Below are 15066 nucleotides of genomic sequence, written 5' to 3' on the forward strand. Positions count from 1 at the left end.
GTCCATGAGCTCGCGGTAGTTGGCCATGTTACCTTCCAGCTTAGTTCTCCCGCCTTTGGTTGGGAAGGCTTAGCCCTAAAAGGAGGAAGGCCCCTAAGCTTTGCAGGAACACCAGCAGAAAAAAGGCCCCCTGGTATCCTAGGGCCTCCACCACTGGGCCCAACCCTGCTTGGAGGATAAAGATACCCAAGACTCCTAGCACGTTCACCCCTGCCATGGCCCTTCCTGAGGTATGGGGGAACAGGACTGCGGTGTGGGCCAGGACCAGGCCGTTGAATCCGCCCCCAAGGCCCATGAGGGCATAGGCGGCTCTGAGGTTCCCGCCCCCAGAGGCCCAGAGCAGCCCTAAGCTGAAGAGGCCCATTCCTAAAAGGAGAGCACGGCCACTTCCCAGCTGCGTAGCCAGGCCTCCACTTCCTAAGGCGCCTAGGACGGAGGCTAGGTTTAGGTTGCTCAGAAGCACACCCACCTCCTGAGGGGATAAACCTTGGGCGTAGGCGAAGGCCCCTGCCCAAAAGCTTTGGATAGCGAAAAAGCCACCGATATAGGCGAAGGCCAGGAAGCCTACAGAAAGGGGGAAGGGGTGGAGGCGGGGCCCTGCCCCAAGGGATCTCTCCTTAGGGGGCTCTGGGGGGGTGCCCCAACGGATGGCCAGGGCGAGGCCTAAAGCCAAGATGGCCAGAAGGCCGAAGACCCCTCGCCAACCTAAAGCGGCTTCCAGGGCCACCAGGGGGCTGGCAGCCAGGAGGCCCCCCAAGCCCCCTAGGGCCACGGTAACCCCGCTCAGGAGGTTTAAGTGCTGGGGGCGATGGATCTGGTAAGCCCTAAGGGCTCCCACCAGGGCCAGGGCAACCCCTACCTCCATGAGGATCCGCCCTAGAGCAAGAAGGGGCCAATCCTGGGCCCAGGCAAAGAGGAGGCACCCCGCCCCAGCTACAGCAAAGAGACCCCCTAGGGTGGACCGAGGTCCTAGCCTGTCTAAGGCTTTCCCCAGGGGAAGCTGGGCCAGGGCGAAGGCCAGATAAAACAGGCTGGTGAGGAGGCCCAAGCCGGTGGGGGAAAGGGCCAAGTCCTGGGCCATGGGTTCAGCCAAGGCAGCGTTGGCAGAGCGGAGCACATAGGACAAGGCGTAGCCTAGGGCGAAGGGAAGGAGGGCCTTCATGGGAAGAGGTCCTTGAGCCAGGGCCAGTAGGTTAAAAGGAGTAGGCTTAGGACCGAGGCCAAGACGAAGGGCCAGATTTCTCGCCAAATCTGCTCAATGGGCAAGCCGCTGATCCGGGCGCTGACAAAGAGATTAACGGCTACCGGTGGGGTGATCTGGCCGATGGCCATGTTCACCGTCATCACGATTCCCATCCATACGGGGTCCCACCCCAGGTGGGTCATCACGGGAAGGAGGGCAGGCAGCGTAAGGTAGTAGATGCTCACCGCATCCAGGAGCATTCCCAACGCCAGCCAGAAAAGGTTGAGGAAAGCCAGAAGGAGAAGGGGATTTTCTTCCCACTCTAGGAGGGCCTGGGAAAAGGCGTTCACCAAACCCACCGTGTCTGCTGTCCAGGCGAAGAGTCCAGCCCAGGCTACGATGGCCATCACCACCGCACTAGAAACCCCCGCTTCTACCAAAAGGGAGGGAAGTTCCTTTAGCTGGAGGGTACGGTAAACGAATAACCCCACCAAAAGCCCCCAAAAGACCCCTACTGCGGCGGCTTCCGTGGGGGTAAAGACCCCTCCATAGATCCCTCCGAGGATCACCAGAGGGGTGAGAAGGCCAGGGAAGGCCTCGAGGAAGAGCCGGCCTAGGGAGGCTGGGGGTTTCTGCCGCTGCCCCCAGCCCCGGGCACGTACCACCAGCACTGCGGCCACCCCTAAAGCTCCCCCCATGAGTAGGCCAGGCAGAATGCCCGCCCAAAACTGCTGGGCTATGGAGGTGCTGGCCAGGGTGGCGTAGATGATGAGGGCGATGGAGGGGGGAATGACGATGGAAAGCTCTGCCGAGGCGGCCACTAGCCCTCCAGCGAAGCCGGGGGCGTACCCTTGACGGACCATCATGGGGATGAGGATCCCTCCCAAGGCGGCCACTGTAGCTGGCCCGGAACCAGAGATGGCCCCCCAAAACATCCCGGCTAGAACCGCTGCTACGGCTGCACCTGCGCGCCACCCCCCCACCAAGGCTAGGAGGAGGCGGACAAGGCGCTCTGCGATTCCTGCCCGGTCCATCACCACGCCAGCCAGGATGAAGAAAGGAATAGCCAGGAGGGGAAACTTGGCGATGCCCGCCTGGAAATTGAAGGAAACCACCTGGAATCCCAGCCCTCCCCAGGCGATGATGGCCACCGCGGAGGTCCCGAGGGCAGCAGCCACAGGTACCCGCAAGAGGAGGAGGGTCAAGAAGATGGCCACCAAGAGGATGCCCATGGGCTAGCCTCCACCCCTCAGGGTTCGGAATGTGCCCTCCAGGCTACGCAGGACCACCAGCAGGGCCAGAAAGGGGGTGGGTAGAGTGTAGACGGCGTTGGGAATCCCCAAAGCGGGGGAGACTGACCCCAGGTCTAGATCGTCCATGGCCTGTCCCCAGGCTAGGTAGGCCAATGCAACAAAGGGTAGGGCGAAGACCAGGAAACCAAAGGCCACGAACCTTCGGCGCCAAGGGGCAGGAAGGATTTCCGTAAGAGCCACGAAGCGGATATGGGCTCCTTCGGCCCCTTCCCTTAGGCCGATGGCTATCCCAAGGAGGGTGGTCCATACAAAGGCGTTTACTGTGAGCTCCTCGGTGAAGGCCAGGGGGTAGCGAAGGAAGTAGCGGGTGAGGACGTTCAGGAAGGCCAGGGTGGCCATACCTCCTAGGAGAAGGGCCAGAAGAGCCTCTTCCAGGCGCCCCAGCCAGCGGCTGAGCATGGCCTACTTGACCCTCTTTTTGTCCGCCTCTGCCTGGACTACCAAGGTGCCACCAATCTCCTTAGCCCAGCGCTGGACCACCTCTGCCACTCGGCTACGGAAGCGACCTACTTCTAGGGGGGAAAGGACCGTAACCTCTACCCCTTGAACCCGCAGGTATGCGAGGGGGTCCTGGATTTCTACTTTCACCCCTATGGAGGCCAGATACCGTAGGGCAGCGCCGTCGTCCATACCCGCCCGGGCCAGGGCCTTCTGGTACCGGGCTGCTTCCAAGGCTGCTTCTTGGATGGCCTTCTGCACCTCAGGGGGGAAGGTACGCCAGGTCTGGCCGCTGGCGGCGAAGATCACAGGGTCTATCACATAGTTCCAAACTGTGAGGTAGCGTTGCCCCAGCTCCCAAAGCTTGTAGGGAATGATTACCCCTACGATGGGGTTTTCCTGTCCATCGATGACCCCTTGCTGAAGGGCGGTGAGGACCTCTGCCCAATTCATGGAGGTGGGGTTAGCCCCTAAAGCCCGGAAGGTCTCTACGAAGATAGGTGCGCCCACCACGCGGATCTTCAAGCCCTGGAGGTCCTCCGGGGTCCGTACCGGGCGTTTGGAGTTGGTGAGCTGGCGGTAGCCGTTCTCCCCCCAAGCCAGGGGTTCCACGCCCAGCTGCCGGAGCCGGGCGAAGATGGCCTTGCCTGCTTGGCCTTCTTCTACTGCATCAAGGTCCTTGTAAGCGGAGAAGAAAAAGGGGAGGTTGAAAAGGTTGAGCTCCTTTACCTGAGGGGACCAGTTAATCGTTGAGCCCAAAGCGAAGTCCGCCACCCCGGTGCGAAGGAGTTGGAACTCATTGGTCTGTTGCCCCGCGAAGAGCTGGCCGGAGTAGTAAACCTTGATGTTGACGCGCCCCCCTGTTTTCTCTTTTACCAATTCCGCGAAGCGTTGAGCCCCCATGCCCCAGGCCGTGTTGGGGCCTACCACCACCGAGAGCTTGTACTCGGCTTTGAACTGGGCCAAGGCCATACCGAGGAACACCAGAACGCTAAACCCGATCCACCGCATCCTGCACCTCCTCGTAGTATCCAAGCACTGTGCCCACGGGGTAGGTTTGGCCTACCTCCGCTAGGACCTCCCTCAAAACACCGGCTTCTTCTGCCTCCACCTCTAAAAGGGCTTTGTCTGTCTCTACCCGAAAGAGGGGTTCGCCCTTTTGGAAAACCGCTCCAAGGTCTTTAAGGAAGCCAAGAAAGGTTCCCTCTTCCATGGTAAGGCCCAGCTGGGGCATCCGGATAGGCCTCAGCGCCATGTCACCACCTCCTTGACCGCCCGCACTAGATCCTCTACTTGGGGTAGGACTCGAGCCTCCAGCGGAGGACTAAAGGGAATGGGCACATGGGCTGCCCCCACCCGGAGAACGGGAGCCTTTAGGGTACCCCAGAGCTTTTCCTGTAACGTGGAGGCGATCTCAGCCCCAAACCCGAGGAAGCGCCAAGCCTCGTGGGCCACCACCGCTCGGCCAGTCTTGGCCACAGAGGCCAGGACGGTGTCCCAGTCCAGGGGGTAAAGGGTTTTCAAATCCACCACCTCAACAGAGATCCCCTCTGCGGCCAAACGTTCTGCAGCCTCCAAGGCCTTGTGAAGGGTGAGGGAATAGTTGATGAGCGTGACCTCTTCTCCAGACCGCACCACTTCAGCCTGGCCCAAAGGGGTCAGGACTTCTCCCTCAGGCACAGGGCCCTTCCGGTTGTAAAGGGCCTTATGTTCCAGGTAGAGCACAGGATCCTCCGCGCGGATAGAGCTTTTGAGGAGGCCTTTGGCATCCTTGGGGGTGGCCGGGGCCACCACCTTGAGGCCTGAGGCATGGAGGAGGAGGGCCTCCAGGCTCTTGGAGTGGTGGGCCCCTGCGGAGCGGATCGCCCCATCGGGGGCTCGGATCACCAGGGAGGTCCGGAGCTGCCCTCCCGACATGTAGCGGAGGCTTCCGATTTGGTTAACCAGCTCGTCCATGGCGAGGAGGAGGAAATCGGCAAAGTGGATGTCTAGAACAGGCCTTGCCCCTACTAGGGCGGCTCCCAAGGCTGCGCCTACCAAAGTGGGCTCGCTGATAGGCGTATCCAGGACCCGGCCTGGAAAGCGTTGGGCGAGCCCCTTAAACTGCCCGAAAACGCCTCCTTGTTTCGCAATGTCTTCCCCGAAGAGAAAGACCCGTGGGTCCCGGGCCATTTCCTCCTCCATGGCCTCCCGGGTGGCCTCGGAGAAGGTAAGGGTTCTCATGCCTCCTCCCAGGGGTAATCCCGAACGGGCTCTACAAAGAGGTCCTCCAGGGCTTCCTTGGGGTCTGGCCAGGGGCTTGTTTCCGCATACCCCACCGCTTCATCCAATCGTCTCTCTTCTTCCTGTTCCAGTTCCCACAGGATCCTTTCCTCCACTCCGGATTCCAAGAGATGGGTTCGGTAGGTAGCCACGGGGTCCTTCGCCCCCCAGGCTTCCTCCCGGGAACGGTACTGTTCAGGATCACCCACGTAATGCCCCTTGAAGCGGTGGGTTAGCGCTTCTAGGAAAGCGGGCCCTTTTCCCTGTCGCACACCTTGGAGGAGCTCCCCAGCCCCATGGTACACGGCTTCCGCCTCCTGGCCATCTACGCGCAGGTAGGGGATCCCGTAGGCCTTGACTAGGGCTTCCACCTGGAAGGCATGGCTTTCGGCAAAGCTCGTGGTGGAGGCGTAGTGGTTGTTTTCTAGCACAAAGAGGATGGGAAGCTCCCAAAGGGCCGCAAGGTTGAGCCCCTCATGGAAGACTCCCCGCCCTGTGGCCCCATCGCCGAAAAAGGCTAGGACTACCTCCTCTCGTCCTAGAAGCTTTAGCCCCAGTCCCGCACCCACCGCTAAGGGAATTCCCCCAGCCACAATGCCATTGGCTCCGAGAAGACCTTTTTCGTAGGCGAAGAGGTGCATGCTTCCTCCTTTGCCTTTGCAAGTCCCAGTGCGCCGGCCCAAGAGTTCGGCCATGGCTTCCCTGGGGTCCACCCCTAAGGCCAGGGCGTGGCCGTGGCCTCGGTGGGTGCTGATCACGTAGTCTCCCGGTTGGCGGTGGGCCAGAACCCCGGCTGCTACTGCTTCCTGGCCGATGTATAGGTGAACAAAACCAGGGATTTTTCCCTGCCGAAAGAGGGCTTCCACCCGCTCCTCGAAGCGTCGGATACGGTACATGGTCTGGTAGAGCCCGAGCCTATTCATGTCAGACCTCCTCCGCCCGTGGCCATCCGCTGAAGGTCTTCCCAGGCTGTCCAAGGAGCGGTGGGGGTTCGTCTGTACCAGGGGCTAACGCTATCCCCGCTAGGACCACATCGTAGCGCACATACCCTTTTTGGTGCCAGGTTTTGGGTGAGCACCATCCACCCCACCCTTCTTCTTCCCCATGCTGGCCCACCAAGTCGTGCCCTGCACTATTGTTCACTTCAGAGCCTGGCGGATCATGGAGCTGGAGCCTTGGCTCTGTTCGCCAACCTCTGAAGCCCAAGGTTTGGATGTCAGCGACTACCACGGGCGAACCGCACACATCGCGCACGCAGTTATCCCCCTGACTACGACCACTCTAACCCCTGAGGATTCGGCAGTCAACTTGAATGTCCTGGAGTGTGTGCTTCAAGCGGGCATGGCACCGGTCTCATCTCCGCCTGAGGCAGACCCTGGACCCCAGCCTTTTACGGGCCTTCTCCGGGCTCATCTACTGGGCCCAGAGGTCTGGGCTAGGACCCTTTGGACAGACCCCTCGCTTTCCTTCTGCTACGCTGGTAGCGGTAGCAAAGCCCCCCTTGCAAAGGCTCTCCCTAGCCCCATAGACTGGCCTCCATCGGAGGTGGGCGGTGAAGCGCTGGCTTCTCCTGGCTGTTCTGTTGGGCGGGGCATTGGCCCAGAAACCCCAGGTGATCATCGGTACGGGCGGCGTGGGCGGGGTCTACTTCTACTATGGGACCGCCATCGCCGAGATCCTGAACAAGAGCGGGGTCGTCCAGTCCCAAGCCATGCAGTCGGGGGGCTCCATGGAGAACCTCCTTCTTCTCCGGGACCGCACGGACCCGGCCCGGGGCCTCTACTACTGCAGCACCGCCTTGCCCGACGCGGTCCTTTTGGCCTTTCAAGGGGAGGAGCGCTTCCAGGGTAAGCCCGCCCCGGTGCGCATCCTCTTCACCATGTACCCCAACTACTTCCACGTGGCGACCACGGAGGAAAGCGGAATCCGCGTCCTCCAGGACCTCAAGGGCAAGCGGGTGTCCACGGAGGTGCCCGGGGGGATCATTGAGTACGAGGCCCGGATCCTCATGAACGCGGCCATCCCTGATTTCGACCCCCGGGTCCACTTCGGGAAGTGGGAGCGGGTCCGGGTGGCGGAGAGCGCAAAGATGCTTTCCGAAGGGAACCTGGACGCCTTCTTCTGGTCTGGGGGGCTTCCCACGGGGAGCATAGTGGAGCTTGCGGGGAGCCTGGCCCGTAAGGGCAAGCGCCTCTTCCTGGTGCCCCTCTTGCCCCAGAGCACCCCGGTGCAGATGTTAAGGGCGCGCTTCCCCGGCGTGGTGGACACGGGGGTGATCCCCAAGGGTGTATACAACACCCGTTACGACACCCCCACCCTGACCTTCTGGAACGCCTTCGTCTGCCCCGAGAGCCTCCCCGAGGAGGTGGCTTACGCCATGGTGAAGGCGGTCTTTGAGAACCTACCCACCCTCCACGCCGCCGTGGCCCCGGCCCGGGACACCAACCTGGAGAACGCCGTCCGCGCCCGCGGCGGGAAGGTGCCCTACCACGAAGGGGCGGTGCGCTACTTCCGCGAGCGGGGGGTGTGGCGGTAGGCCTTGCTTAGGCCCGGCGGGGTAGCGGCCCCTCCGTCTTTGGAATCCTCTTTAGGAGAACCCGTTCCTTTCTTTGTGGTGGGGTCTGAGGAGTGTATAATTCGGGGTGAAGGGAGGTTTTATGGTCTTCCGTGCAAGCCGCTTGGCGGCCCTGTTCCTAGGGGCTTGGGGATTGGCCCTGGCCCAGAACGTGACCATCACCTACTGGCAATACGAGTTTCGCACCAAGGTGGAGGCCATTGACGAGCTCATCCGCCGCTTTGAGGCCCAGAACGCGGGCATCAAGGTGGTCCACCAGACCTTTCCCTATGACGCTTACCAGCAGAAGGTGGCCTCGGCCATCCCCGCAGGCCAGGGGCCGGACGTGGTGAACCTCTACTATGGCTGGGCCCCCACCTGGATCAAGGCCGGGTACCTGGTGCCCTTGCCTGAGGATTGGGCCAGGCGGGTGGACCAGGAGCTTGTCTCCATGGCCCAAGCGGCCAAGGTAGGGGGCCGGCTTTATGGGATACCCACCGCTGTGCGCAGCCTGGCCCTTTTCTACAACAAGGACCTCCTGCGCCAGGCGGGCTTTTCCTCTCCCCCGAGGACCTGGGAGGAGTTCCTGACCGTGGCCAAAAAGCTCACGGTGAAACAGGGCGGGCGGTTCACGCAGATCGGGTACGGCATTGCCCCTGATGGCCAGGACCACCACCTGGTGCGGGAGGTTTTGGTCCGCCAGTTTGGTGGGCAGCCCTACTCCCAGGACGGGCGCCGTGTCCTTTACACCAGCGAGGCTGGCGTGCGGGCCTTTACCTTTTACACCGACTGGGTGCGTAGGCACGAGATCGGAGTTCCGGGGTTCTTCCCCGGCAACAACGGGTATCGCGACGGCTTTATTGCTGGGCGCATCGCCATGATCGTGGATGGTTCCTTTGCCATAGGGACCATTCAACAGGGGGCCCGGTTCAACTGGGGGGTGGCGGAGCTGCCCGTGGAGCGCCCTGGGGCGCGCAAGGCCAACTTCGGTTCCTTCTGGATGCACGGCCTGACCCCCCTGGCCACCGGGCCCAAGCGGGAAGCCGCCCTCAAGTTCCTGGCCTTCATCACCTCGGAGGAGGCCCAGCGCTACTGGCTGGAAAAGGTGGGGGAGCTGCCCGCTAGCCGCAGTCTTATCCGTGATCCCAAGCTCTCCCTGCACCCCACCTATGGGCCCTTCATCCTGAGCCTGGCCTACGCCCGGGCCACCCCCTTTGTGGACGAGACCGCCCAGCGCAAGGTGATGGTGGACGCCATCAACAGGGTTCTCCTCCAGGGCATGGATCCAGCCCAGTCCCTGCGCCTGGCGGCGGAGGAGGAGCAGAAGATCCTGGACCAGTTCTGGAGGTAGGGTGCGGCTTTCCCTGGGCCAGAGGGAGGCGCTTTGGGCCATCGCCTTCCTGGTCATCCCCCTGACCTTTTTCCTTTATTTCCGGATTCTGCCCGCCTTTCAGGCCCTCCTCCTCTCCCTCTACGAGTGGCACGCGGACCCGTCCATGCGGCGGTTCGTGGGCCTCGAGCACTACGGGCGCCTCCTGGAGGACCCTCTCCTCAGGAGGGCCCTCCTGAACACCCTGCTCTACACCCTCCTTGGGGTCCCCCTGCAGATCGTTTTGGGCCTGGTCCTGGCCCTTCTCCTCCGGCGCGCACCCTGGGGCCGGGACCTCTTCCGGGCCATCTACTTTGCCCCCTACATCACCCCTGCGGTGGCGGTGGCTTGGGTGTGGAGCTGGATGCTCTCCCCCCACTTCGGTCTGGTGAACGAGATCCTAGGCCTTCTCGGCCTTCCCCCCCAGCCCTTTCTCCAAAGCCCTTCCCAAGCCCTGCCCACCGTGACCTGGGTGGTGGTCTGGCAGAACCTGGGCTTCCAAATAGTCCTCTTCTTGGCGGGGCTGGAGAGCATCCCCCGGGAATACTACGAGGCGGCCCGGATAGACGGGGCCGAGGGGTTTCGTCTGTTTCGGTACATCACCTGGCCCCTTCTTAACCCCGTTTTGGTCTTCTCCGTGGTCATCGGCACCATTGGCTACTTACAGCTTTTCACCCAGGTGGTGAACCTAAACTTCACCGACCAAGGGGGCCCTCTCAATAGCACCCTGACCCTGGCCCTTTATATCTACCAGCTGGCCTTCCTGCGCTTCCAGTTAGGCTACGCGGCTGCGGTGACCGTGGTGCTCTTTCTCCTCATCCTCTTGGTCACCCTGGTCCAGTTGCGTCTCCTAAGCCGGAGGGTGGAGCTATGAGGTGGCGTAGGCGCCTGGAAGATCTTTTGGTCCTCCTGGTCCTCCTCCTGGGGAGCGGGGTCATGGTCCTGCCCTTTCTCTGGATGCTCCTCACCGCCCTGAAGCCCTTCCCCGAGATCTTTGAGCTCTGCTTCCTCCCCCAGGCTCCTACCCTGGAGAACTACCGCGAGGTCCTTTGGAAGACGGGGTTTCCCCGGTGGTTTTTCAATAGCCTCCTGGTGGCCTCCCTAACTACCCTTTCCGTCCTCTTCTTTGACAGCCTAACGGGTTACGTCCTCGCCCGGCTGCGCTTTCCCGGGCGCAATCTGGTCTTTATTCTTATCCTTTCCACCCTGATGGTGCCCACGGAAATGCTGGTTATCCCCTGGTACGTGCTGAGCGCGGAAAGGGGTTGGGTGAACACCTATTGGGGCCTCCTTTTTCCCGGGCTTGTCACCGCCTTTGGGGTCTTCCTCATGCGGCAGTTCTTCCAGACCCTGCCCCAAGACCTCTTTGACGCTGGGCGGTTGGATGGCCTCACGGAGTTTGGGGTTTTCTGGCGCGTGGGGCTTCCCCTGGTGCGGCCAGCTTTGGCGGCCTTAGGGATCTTCACCTTCTTGGGCAACTGGAACGCCTTTTTGTGGCCCCTCATCATCGTCCAGACCCCAGAGATGCGTACCCTGCCTGTGGGGATCGCCCTCTTCTCTGGGGAGGCCGGCACGGCTTGGCACCTCATCATGGCGGCCTCGAGCTTGGCTATTTTGCCCACCCTGCTGGTTTTCTTTTTCTTCCAGCGCCAGATCATTGAAGGGGTGGTCCTTACCGGGGTTAAAGGATGAGGTCGGGATCCTCAAACGCCCCCTATGCAACCCACCCACAAACGCGCTGCACCCTCCTCTTGGGGCCTCCGCCGAAGCGAACGCTTAGGGGTTCTGCTCCCCTCGCTGGAGGAGGAGGCCCACCCCCATGAGCTCGCTTAGAAGGAGGATCACCAAGCCGAAGGCCGGGCGGTGGCCCAAAGGGCTCAGGGCCTGGAGGCCCACCCCCGCCAGGAAGCTGCCCAGGGCTTGCCCCAGCACCCGGGCCACGGAAAGGGCCCCCGAGGCCAAGGCCTCCTCTCCCTTGGGGGCTAGGCCCAGGACCTGGGCGTTGTTGGCCGCCTGGAAAAGGGCCCGCCCCACCCCTAGGAGGACCAGGCCCAAGACCGCCCCCGATAGCGGCGCGAGGATGGCCAAAAGGGCGAGAAAGGCGCCCCCCCATACCAGGAGGAGCGCTCCCCGGCGCACCACCTGGGCGTAGCCCACCCGGTCCGCCATCCGTCCGGCCCAGGCCCCTAAGAGAAGGAGCTGGAGAGGGGAGAGGAGGAGAAGCCCCCCCACCGCTTCCGGCCCCAGCCCCTCTTCTGAGAGGAAAAAGGCCAGGGCCAGGGTGGTGCCCAGGGTGTGAGCGAAGTACAAGGTGGTGGCCAGGAGGCCCAGGAGAAAGGCCCGGGCTTCAAGAAGCCGCTTGGGGTTCCCCCCTTGGGGCGGCAGGGCAGGCAGGCCCCCGCTTTGGGCCAGGGCCAGAAGGCCGAAGGGCAAGGGGAGGAGGAAGACCCACCGCCACCCCACCGTTCCCGTAAGGAGCCCCCCCAAGGCCGGGCCCAAGAGGGTGCCCGCGGCCACGGTGCTGGCCACCCAGCCCAGGGCGTAGCCCCGCCGGTGGGGGTAGAGGCTTGCCGCCAGGCCGGGGACGAGGCCCACCACCCCCGCGGTGGCCAGCCCCTGGAGGAAGCGGAGGGCGTAGAGGGCCAAGGGGAAGGGGGCCAGGAAGAGGAGGAGGCCCAAAAGGCCCTGGAGGAGGAGGCCCGTGCGGTACACCTGCCCTGCCCCCACCCGGCCCGCAAGGAGGGTGAGGGGGAGATAGGCCAGGGCGGCCCCCAAAAGCCCCGCGGTCACCACCCCTTGGGCTTCCGCGGCGGAGATCCCCAAGTCCCGGGCCAGGAAGGGCAGGGCCGGGGCCAGGGCGCTTTCGTTGACGGTGGAGACCAAAACCCCGAGGAGGAGGGTGAGAAGGCGCGGATCCACCGGCCGATCCTATTCCTCCCCGGGTTCCTCCTCCAAGGGGTCGGGCAGGGGATAGACCGCCACCCTAAGCCGTCCCTCCGGCGTGCCCAGCACTTCCTTGAAGATCCGGTGGGCCTCCTCCACAAAGGCCCGCACCTCCCGTTCCCCCTCTCCCACCAGGATGACCTCCAGTAAGGGCATGTTCCCTCCTTTTGGGCTTTAGGCAAAGCGCAGGGCCAGGGTCCTCCCCCCCGTGGCCACCAGGTGGACCAGGTCCCCCGGCCCCACGGGCACCACGGGGGCCCAGGCCCCAGAGAGGACGATGTCCCCCGGTTCCAGCCCCAGGGCGAAGCCCGCCAGGGTATTGGCCAGCCAGGCCACGGCCCGGGCCGGATGGCCCAGGCAGGCTGCCCCCGTGCCCTGGACCTGGAGCGCACCGTTTTTGTACACCGCAAGCCCCAGGGTGGAGAGGTCCTCCCCAAGAAGCCCTTTCTCCCAAGGCAGGAGGACAAAGCCGCCAAAGGAGGCGTTGTCGGCCACGGTGTCCTCCAGGCGGATCTTCCAGTCCCGGATGCGGGAGTCCACGATCTCCAGGGCGAAGGCCACCGCCTCCGTCTTGGCCAGGACCTCTTGCGGCGTGGCGTGGGGGCCCCGGATGGGCTTGCCGATGAGGAAGGCCAGCTCCCCCTCCACCCGGGGCTGGAGGAAGGGGCCGCTTGGGGCCTCGAGGCGCGCCCCCTGGCCGAAGAAGCGGCTTTCCCAAAGGTTTCCGAAGTCTGGCTGGTCCACCCCAAGCTGCTCCTGCACCGCCTTGGAGGTGAGGCCGATCTTCCGCCCCACCACCCGGTCCCCTGCCCCCATGCGTAGGGCGTTCCAAGCCTCCTGCACCCGGTAGGCGGCCTCGAGGCCCCTAAGGCCCCGGTCGGAGAGGGGCTCTATAGGCCTCCCCTCCCGCCAGGCCCGTTCCAGCTCATGGGCAAAGGTTTCAGTCAAGGTCTACTCCTTCGTATAGCTCTTCCACCCGGAAGCGGAGGGGGGGCAGGGGAGCTTCACCTCTTCCCCGGGGAGGAAGACCCGGTGGCGGAACCCCCCTTCTCCCCGGAAGTACCCCTCCACTTCCCGGAAGCGGGAGTCCACCAGCAGGTAGGTTCTCAGGCTTGGCAGGCGGAGGTAATGGGCGAGCTTCCGCCCCCGGTCCAGGGCCTCCGTGCTCTCGGATGGGATCTCCATCAGGAGGCAGGCGTCCTCCTCGTAGTGGGGGGAAGGGGCGGGGCCGCAGACCACCATGAGGTCGGGATAGAAGACGGTGTCCTCCGCCGTCTTCAGCCGGCGGTCCGCGGCGAAGGCCTCACACCCCATGGCCAGGGCGGCGGGGGCGATGCGGAGGAGGAGGCGGGTGAGGAGGGCGTTGTGGGCCCGACTGGCCCCCGCCATGCCCCAGAGGCCCCCTTCCACCAACTGGTGCCGGATAGGGCTTTCCGCCTCCAGGGCCAGGTAGCCCTTCAGGTCCATCTTCCGGGCGGCCTTCATGGCTTTAGTCTAGCGGTTGGCGAGGCAGACGTTCTTGGTCTCGTAGTAGAACTCGTATCCGTAGTGCCCGCCCTCGCGCCCGATGCCGGACTGCTTAGCCCCGCCAAAGGGCACCCTGAGGTCCCGCACGAACCAGTCGTTCACCCAAACCGTGCCCACCTCGAGGGCCGCGGAGACCCGCACCGCCTGGCCCACGTCCCGGGTCTGGACGATGGCGTTCAGGCCGTAGGGGGTGTTGTTGGCCAGGGCGATGGCCTCCTCCTCGGTGTCAAAGGGGAGGACCGCCACCACGGGCCCGAAGATCTCCTCTTGGCAGACCTTGTCCGACGGGGTCACGTCCACCACCACCGTGGGCTCCAGGAAGTAGCCCTTGTCCAGGGGGTGGGGGAGGTCGGGGCGCTGGCCGCCGGTGAGGACCGTGGCCAGCCGCTTGGCGTGCTCCACGTAGCCCATGACCTTCTCCAGGTGTTCCTCGGCGATGAGGGCCCCCATCTGGGTCTCGGGGTCCAAGGGGTCCCCCACCTTGAGGGCCCGGGCTGCGGCCACCAGCTTTTCCACGAAGGGCTCGTAGATGGGGCGCTCCACCAAAAGCCTCGAGCCCGCCAGGCACACCTCCCCCTGGTTGAAGAAGGCCGCCCGCATGGTCACCTCCACCGCCCGGTCCAGGTCCGCGCTGGCGAAGATGAGGTTGGCTGCCTTGCCCCCAAGCTCCATGGAGGTGCGCTTGATGGTGTCGGCGGCGTTTTTCAGGATGGCCCGGCCGGTGTTGGTCTCCCCGGTGAAGGAGATGAGGCGCACCAGGGGGTGTTTGGTGAGGAGTTCCCCCGCGGAGTCCGGCCCGAAGCCGTGGACCACGTTGAAGACCCCAGGGGGTAGGCCGGCCTCGTGGGCGCAGCGGGCGAGGAGCCAAGCCCCCAGAGGGGTAAACTCCGCGGGCTTAAGCACCGCGGTGTTCCCGAAGGCCAGGGTGGGGCCGATCTTCCAGGTGGCCAGCATGGAGGGCATGTTCCACGGGGTGATGAGGGCCGCCACCCCCAGGGGGAAGCGCAGGACGTAGTTGATGTAGCCGTTCTCCATGGGGTAGGCCTCGGAGCCGTGGGTCACGGCGAAGTCGGCGAAGAACTCAATGTTGCTCGCCATGCGCTCCACGTACCCCAGGCGGTTTTCCCGGATGGGCCGGCCCACATCCAGGCTCTCCAGCACCTCAAAGACCGGGCGGTACTCCCGGATCTTCTCCGCAAAGCGCCTTAGGTAGGTCCGCCTCTGGGAGGGGGGCATCTTCCCCCAGGTCTGGAAGGCCTGGTGGGCGGCCTCCACCGCCTGGTCCACCTCCTTGGCCCGCCCCTCGGGGGCGGTGCCGATCACCTCCCCCGTGGCGGGGTAGATGACCGGGAAGCGGTTTTCCCCCTTCACAAACTCCCCCCCGATGTAGTGGGTGGCCTCGAGGGGAAGCTCGAGGGGAAAGCCCAAAGCCTTAAGCCGCTCTAACGTTTCCCTGTACAGTTTGGGTTCCACCATA

Annotated in this window: 16 protein-coding genes; 4 read left to right on the top strand and 12 right to left on the bottom strand. The window is 63.8% G+C overall.

The annotated features are described in order from the left end of the window. Positions 1 to 40: 40 nt before the first annotated feature. From WKI94_RS04535 to WKI94_RS04565, 7 genes are read right to left on the bottom strand one after another with little or no spacing between them, the layout of a single operon-like run. Complete coding sequence (locus tag WKI94_RS04535) at positions 41 to 1162, bottom strand: MFS transporter (protein WP_337844586.1); 1122 nt, start codon at positions 1160 to 1162, stop codon at positions 41 to 43. Further along, a complete protein-coding gene (locus WKI94_RS04540; RefSeq protein ID WP_337844587.1) occupies positions 1159 to 2415 on the bottom strand; it encodes a TRAP transporter large permease in 1257 nt (418 codons plus the stop codon). Before WKI94_RS04540 ends, WKI94_RS04535 begins: the two co-directional genes overlap by 4 nt. A 3-nt stretch (positions 2416 to 2418) precedes the next feature. Then, positions 2419 to 2895 (bottom strand): TRAP transporter small permease subunit, encoded by a 477-nt coding sequence (locus tag WKI94_RS04545; protein ID WP_337844588.1) that lies wholly within the window; start codon positions 2893 to 2895, stop codon positions 2419 to 2421. Positions 2896 to 2898: 3 nt separating this feature from the next. Continuing rightward, positions 2899 to 3945, bottom strand: coding sequence for a DctP family TRAP transporter solute-binding subunit (locus WKI94_RS04550; RefSeq protein WP_337844589.1), 1047 nt, complete (start codon positions 3943 to 3945; stop codon positions 2899 to 2901). Continuing rightward, a complete protein-coding gene (locus WKI94_RS04555; protein ID WP_337844590.1) occupies positions 3926 to 4189 on the bottom strand; it encodes a lipoyl domain-containing protein in 264 nt (87 codons plus the stop codon). The genes WKI94_RS04550 and WKI94_RS04555 overlap by 20 nt, the downstream gene beginning before the upstream one ends. Next, positions 4180 to 5157, bottom strand: coding sequence for a pyruvate dehydrogenase complex E1 component subunit beta (locus WKI94_RS04560; RefSeq protein WP_337844591.1), 978 nt, complete (start codon positions 5155 to 5157; stop codon positions 4180 to 4182). Before WKI94_RS04560 ends, WKI94_RS04555 begins: the two co-directional genes overlap by 10 nt. Beyond that, entirely contained in the window at positions 5154 to 6119 is a 966-nt protein-coding gene (locus tag WKI94_RS04565) for a thiamine pyrophosphate-dependent enzyme (protein WP_337844592.1), read from the bottom strand. Before WKI94_RS04565 ends, WKI94_RS04560 begins: the two co-directional genes overlap by 4 nt. Before the next feature lie 629 nt (positions 6120 to 6748). Here WKI94_RS04565 and WKI94_RS04570 point away from each other — a divergent pair. The 4 genes from WKI94_RS04570 (at position 6749) to WKI94_RS04585 (ending at position 10811) form a co-directional block, all read left to right on the top strand. Beyond that, positions 6749 to 7732, top strand: a complete 984-nt coding sequence (locus tag WKI94_RS04570; protein WP_337844593.1) for a TAXI family TRAP transporter solute-binding subunit — start codon at positions 6749 to 6751, stop codon at positions 7730 to 7732. Between the two features lie 121 nt (positions 7733 to 7853). Next, positions 7854 to 9101, top strand: a complete 1248-nt coding sequence (locus WKI94_RS04575) for an extracellular solute-binding protein (protein WP_337844594.1) — start codon at positions 7854 to 7856, stop codon at positions 9099 to 9101. Between the two features lies 1 nt (position 9102). Continuing rightward, positions 9103 to 9993: a sugar ABC transporter permease gene (locus tag WKI94_RS04580; protein WP_337844595.1), complete on the top strand. Its 891-nt coding sequence runs from the start codon at positions 9103 to 9105 to the stop codon at positions 9991 to 9993. Further along, complete coding sequence (locus WKI94_RS04585; protein ID WP_337844596.1) at positions 9990 to 10811, top strand: carbohydrate ABC transporter permease; 822 nt, start codon at positions 9990 to 9992, stop codon at positions 10809 to 10811. The genes WKI94_RS04580 and WKI94_RS04585 overlap by 4 nt, the downstream gene beginning before the upstream one ends. A gap of 84 nt (positions 10812 to 10895) precedes the next feature. Here WKI94_RS04585 and WKI94_RS04590 read toward each other — a convergent pair whose 3' ends face one another. Genes WKI94_RS04590 through WKI94_RS04610 form a run of 5 tightly spaced genes read right to left on the bottom strand, consistent with a single transcriptional unit; the run spans position 10896 to position 15065 of the window. Further along, positions 10896 to 12038, bottom strand: a complete 1143-nt coding sequence (locus WKI94_RS04590; protein WP_337844597.1) for an MFS transporter — start codon at positions 12036 to 12038, stop codon at positions 10896 to 10898. Positions 12039 to 12047: 9 nt separating this feature from the next. Further along, positions 12048 to 12218 carry a hypothetical protein gene (locus WKI94_RS04595; RefSeq protein WP_337844598.1) on the bottom strand — a complete coding sequence of 57 codons (171 nt, stop codon included), beginning with the start codon at positions 12216 to 12218 and terminating at the stop codon, positions 12048 to 12050. An 18-nt stretch (positions 12219 to 12236) separates the two neighbouring features. Beyond that, the gene (locus WKI94_RS04600; protein WP_337844599.1) at positions 12237 to 13010 is read right to left on the bottom strand and encodes a fumarylacetoacetate hydrolase family protein; all 774 of its coding nucleotides are present in this window, start codon (positions 13008 to 13010) and stop codon (positions 12237 to 12239) included. 3 nt (positions 13011 to 13013) lie between these two features. After that, complete coding sequence (locus WKI94_RS04605) at positions 13014 to 13547, bottom strand: Uma2 family endonuclease (protein WP_337844600.1); 534 nt, start codon at positions 13545 to 13547, stop codon at positions 13014 to 13016. 9 nt (positions 13548 to 13556) lie between these two features. Next, positions 13557 to 15065, bottom strand: a complete 1509-nt coding sequence (locus WKI94_RS04610; protein ID WP_337844601.1) for an aldehyde dehydrogenase — start codon at positions 15063 to 15065, stop codon at positions 13557 to 13559. Position 15066 lies beyond the last annotated feature (1 nt).

The organism is Thermus sp. (assembly GCF_037444525.1).
Classification (GTDB): Bacteria; Deinococcota; Deinococci; order Deinococcales; family Thermaceae; genus Thermus.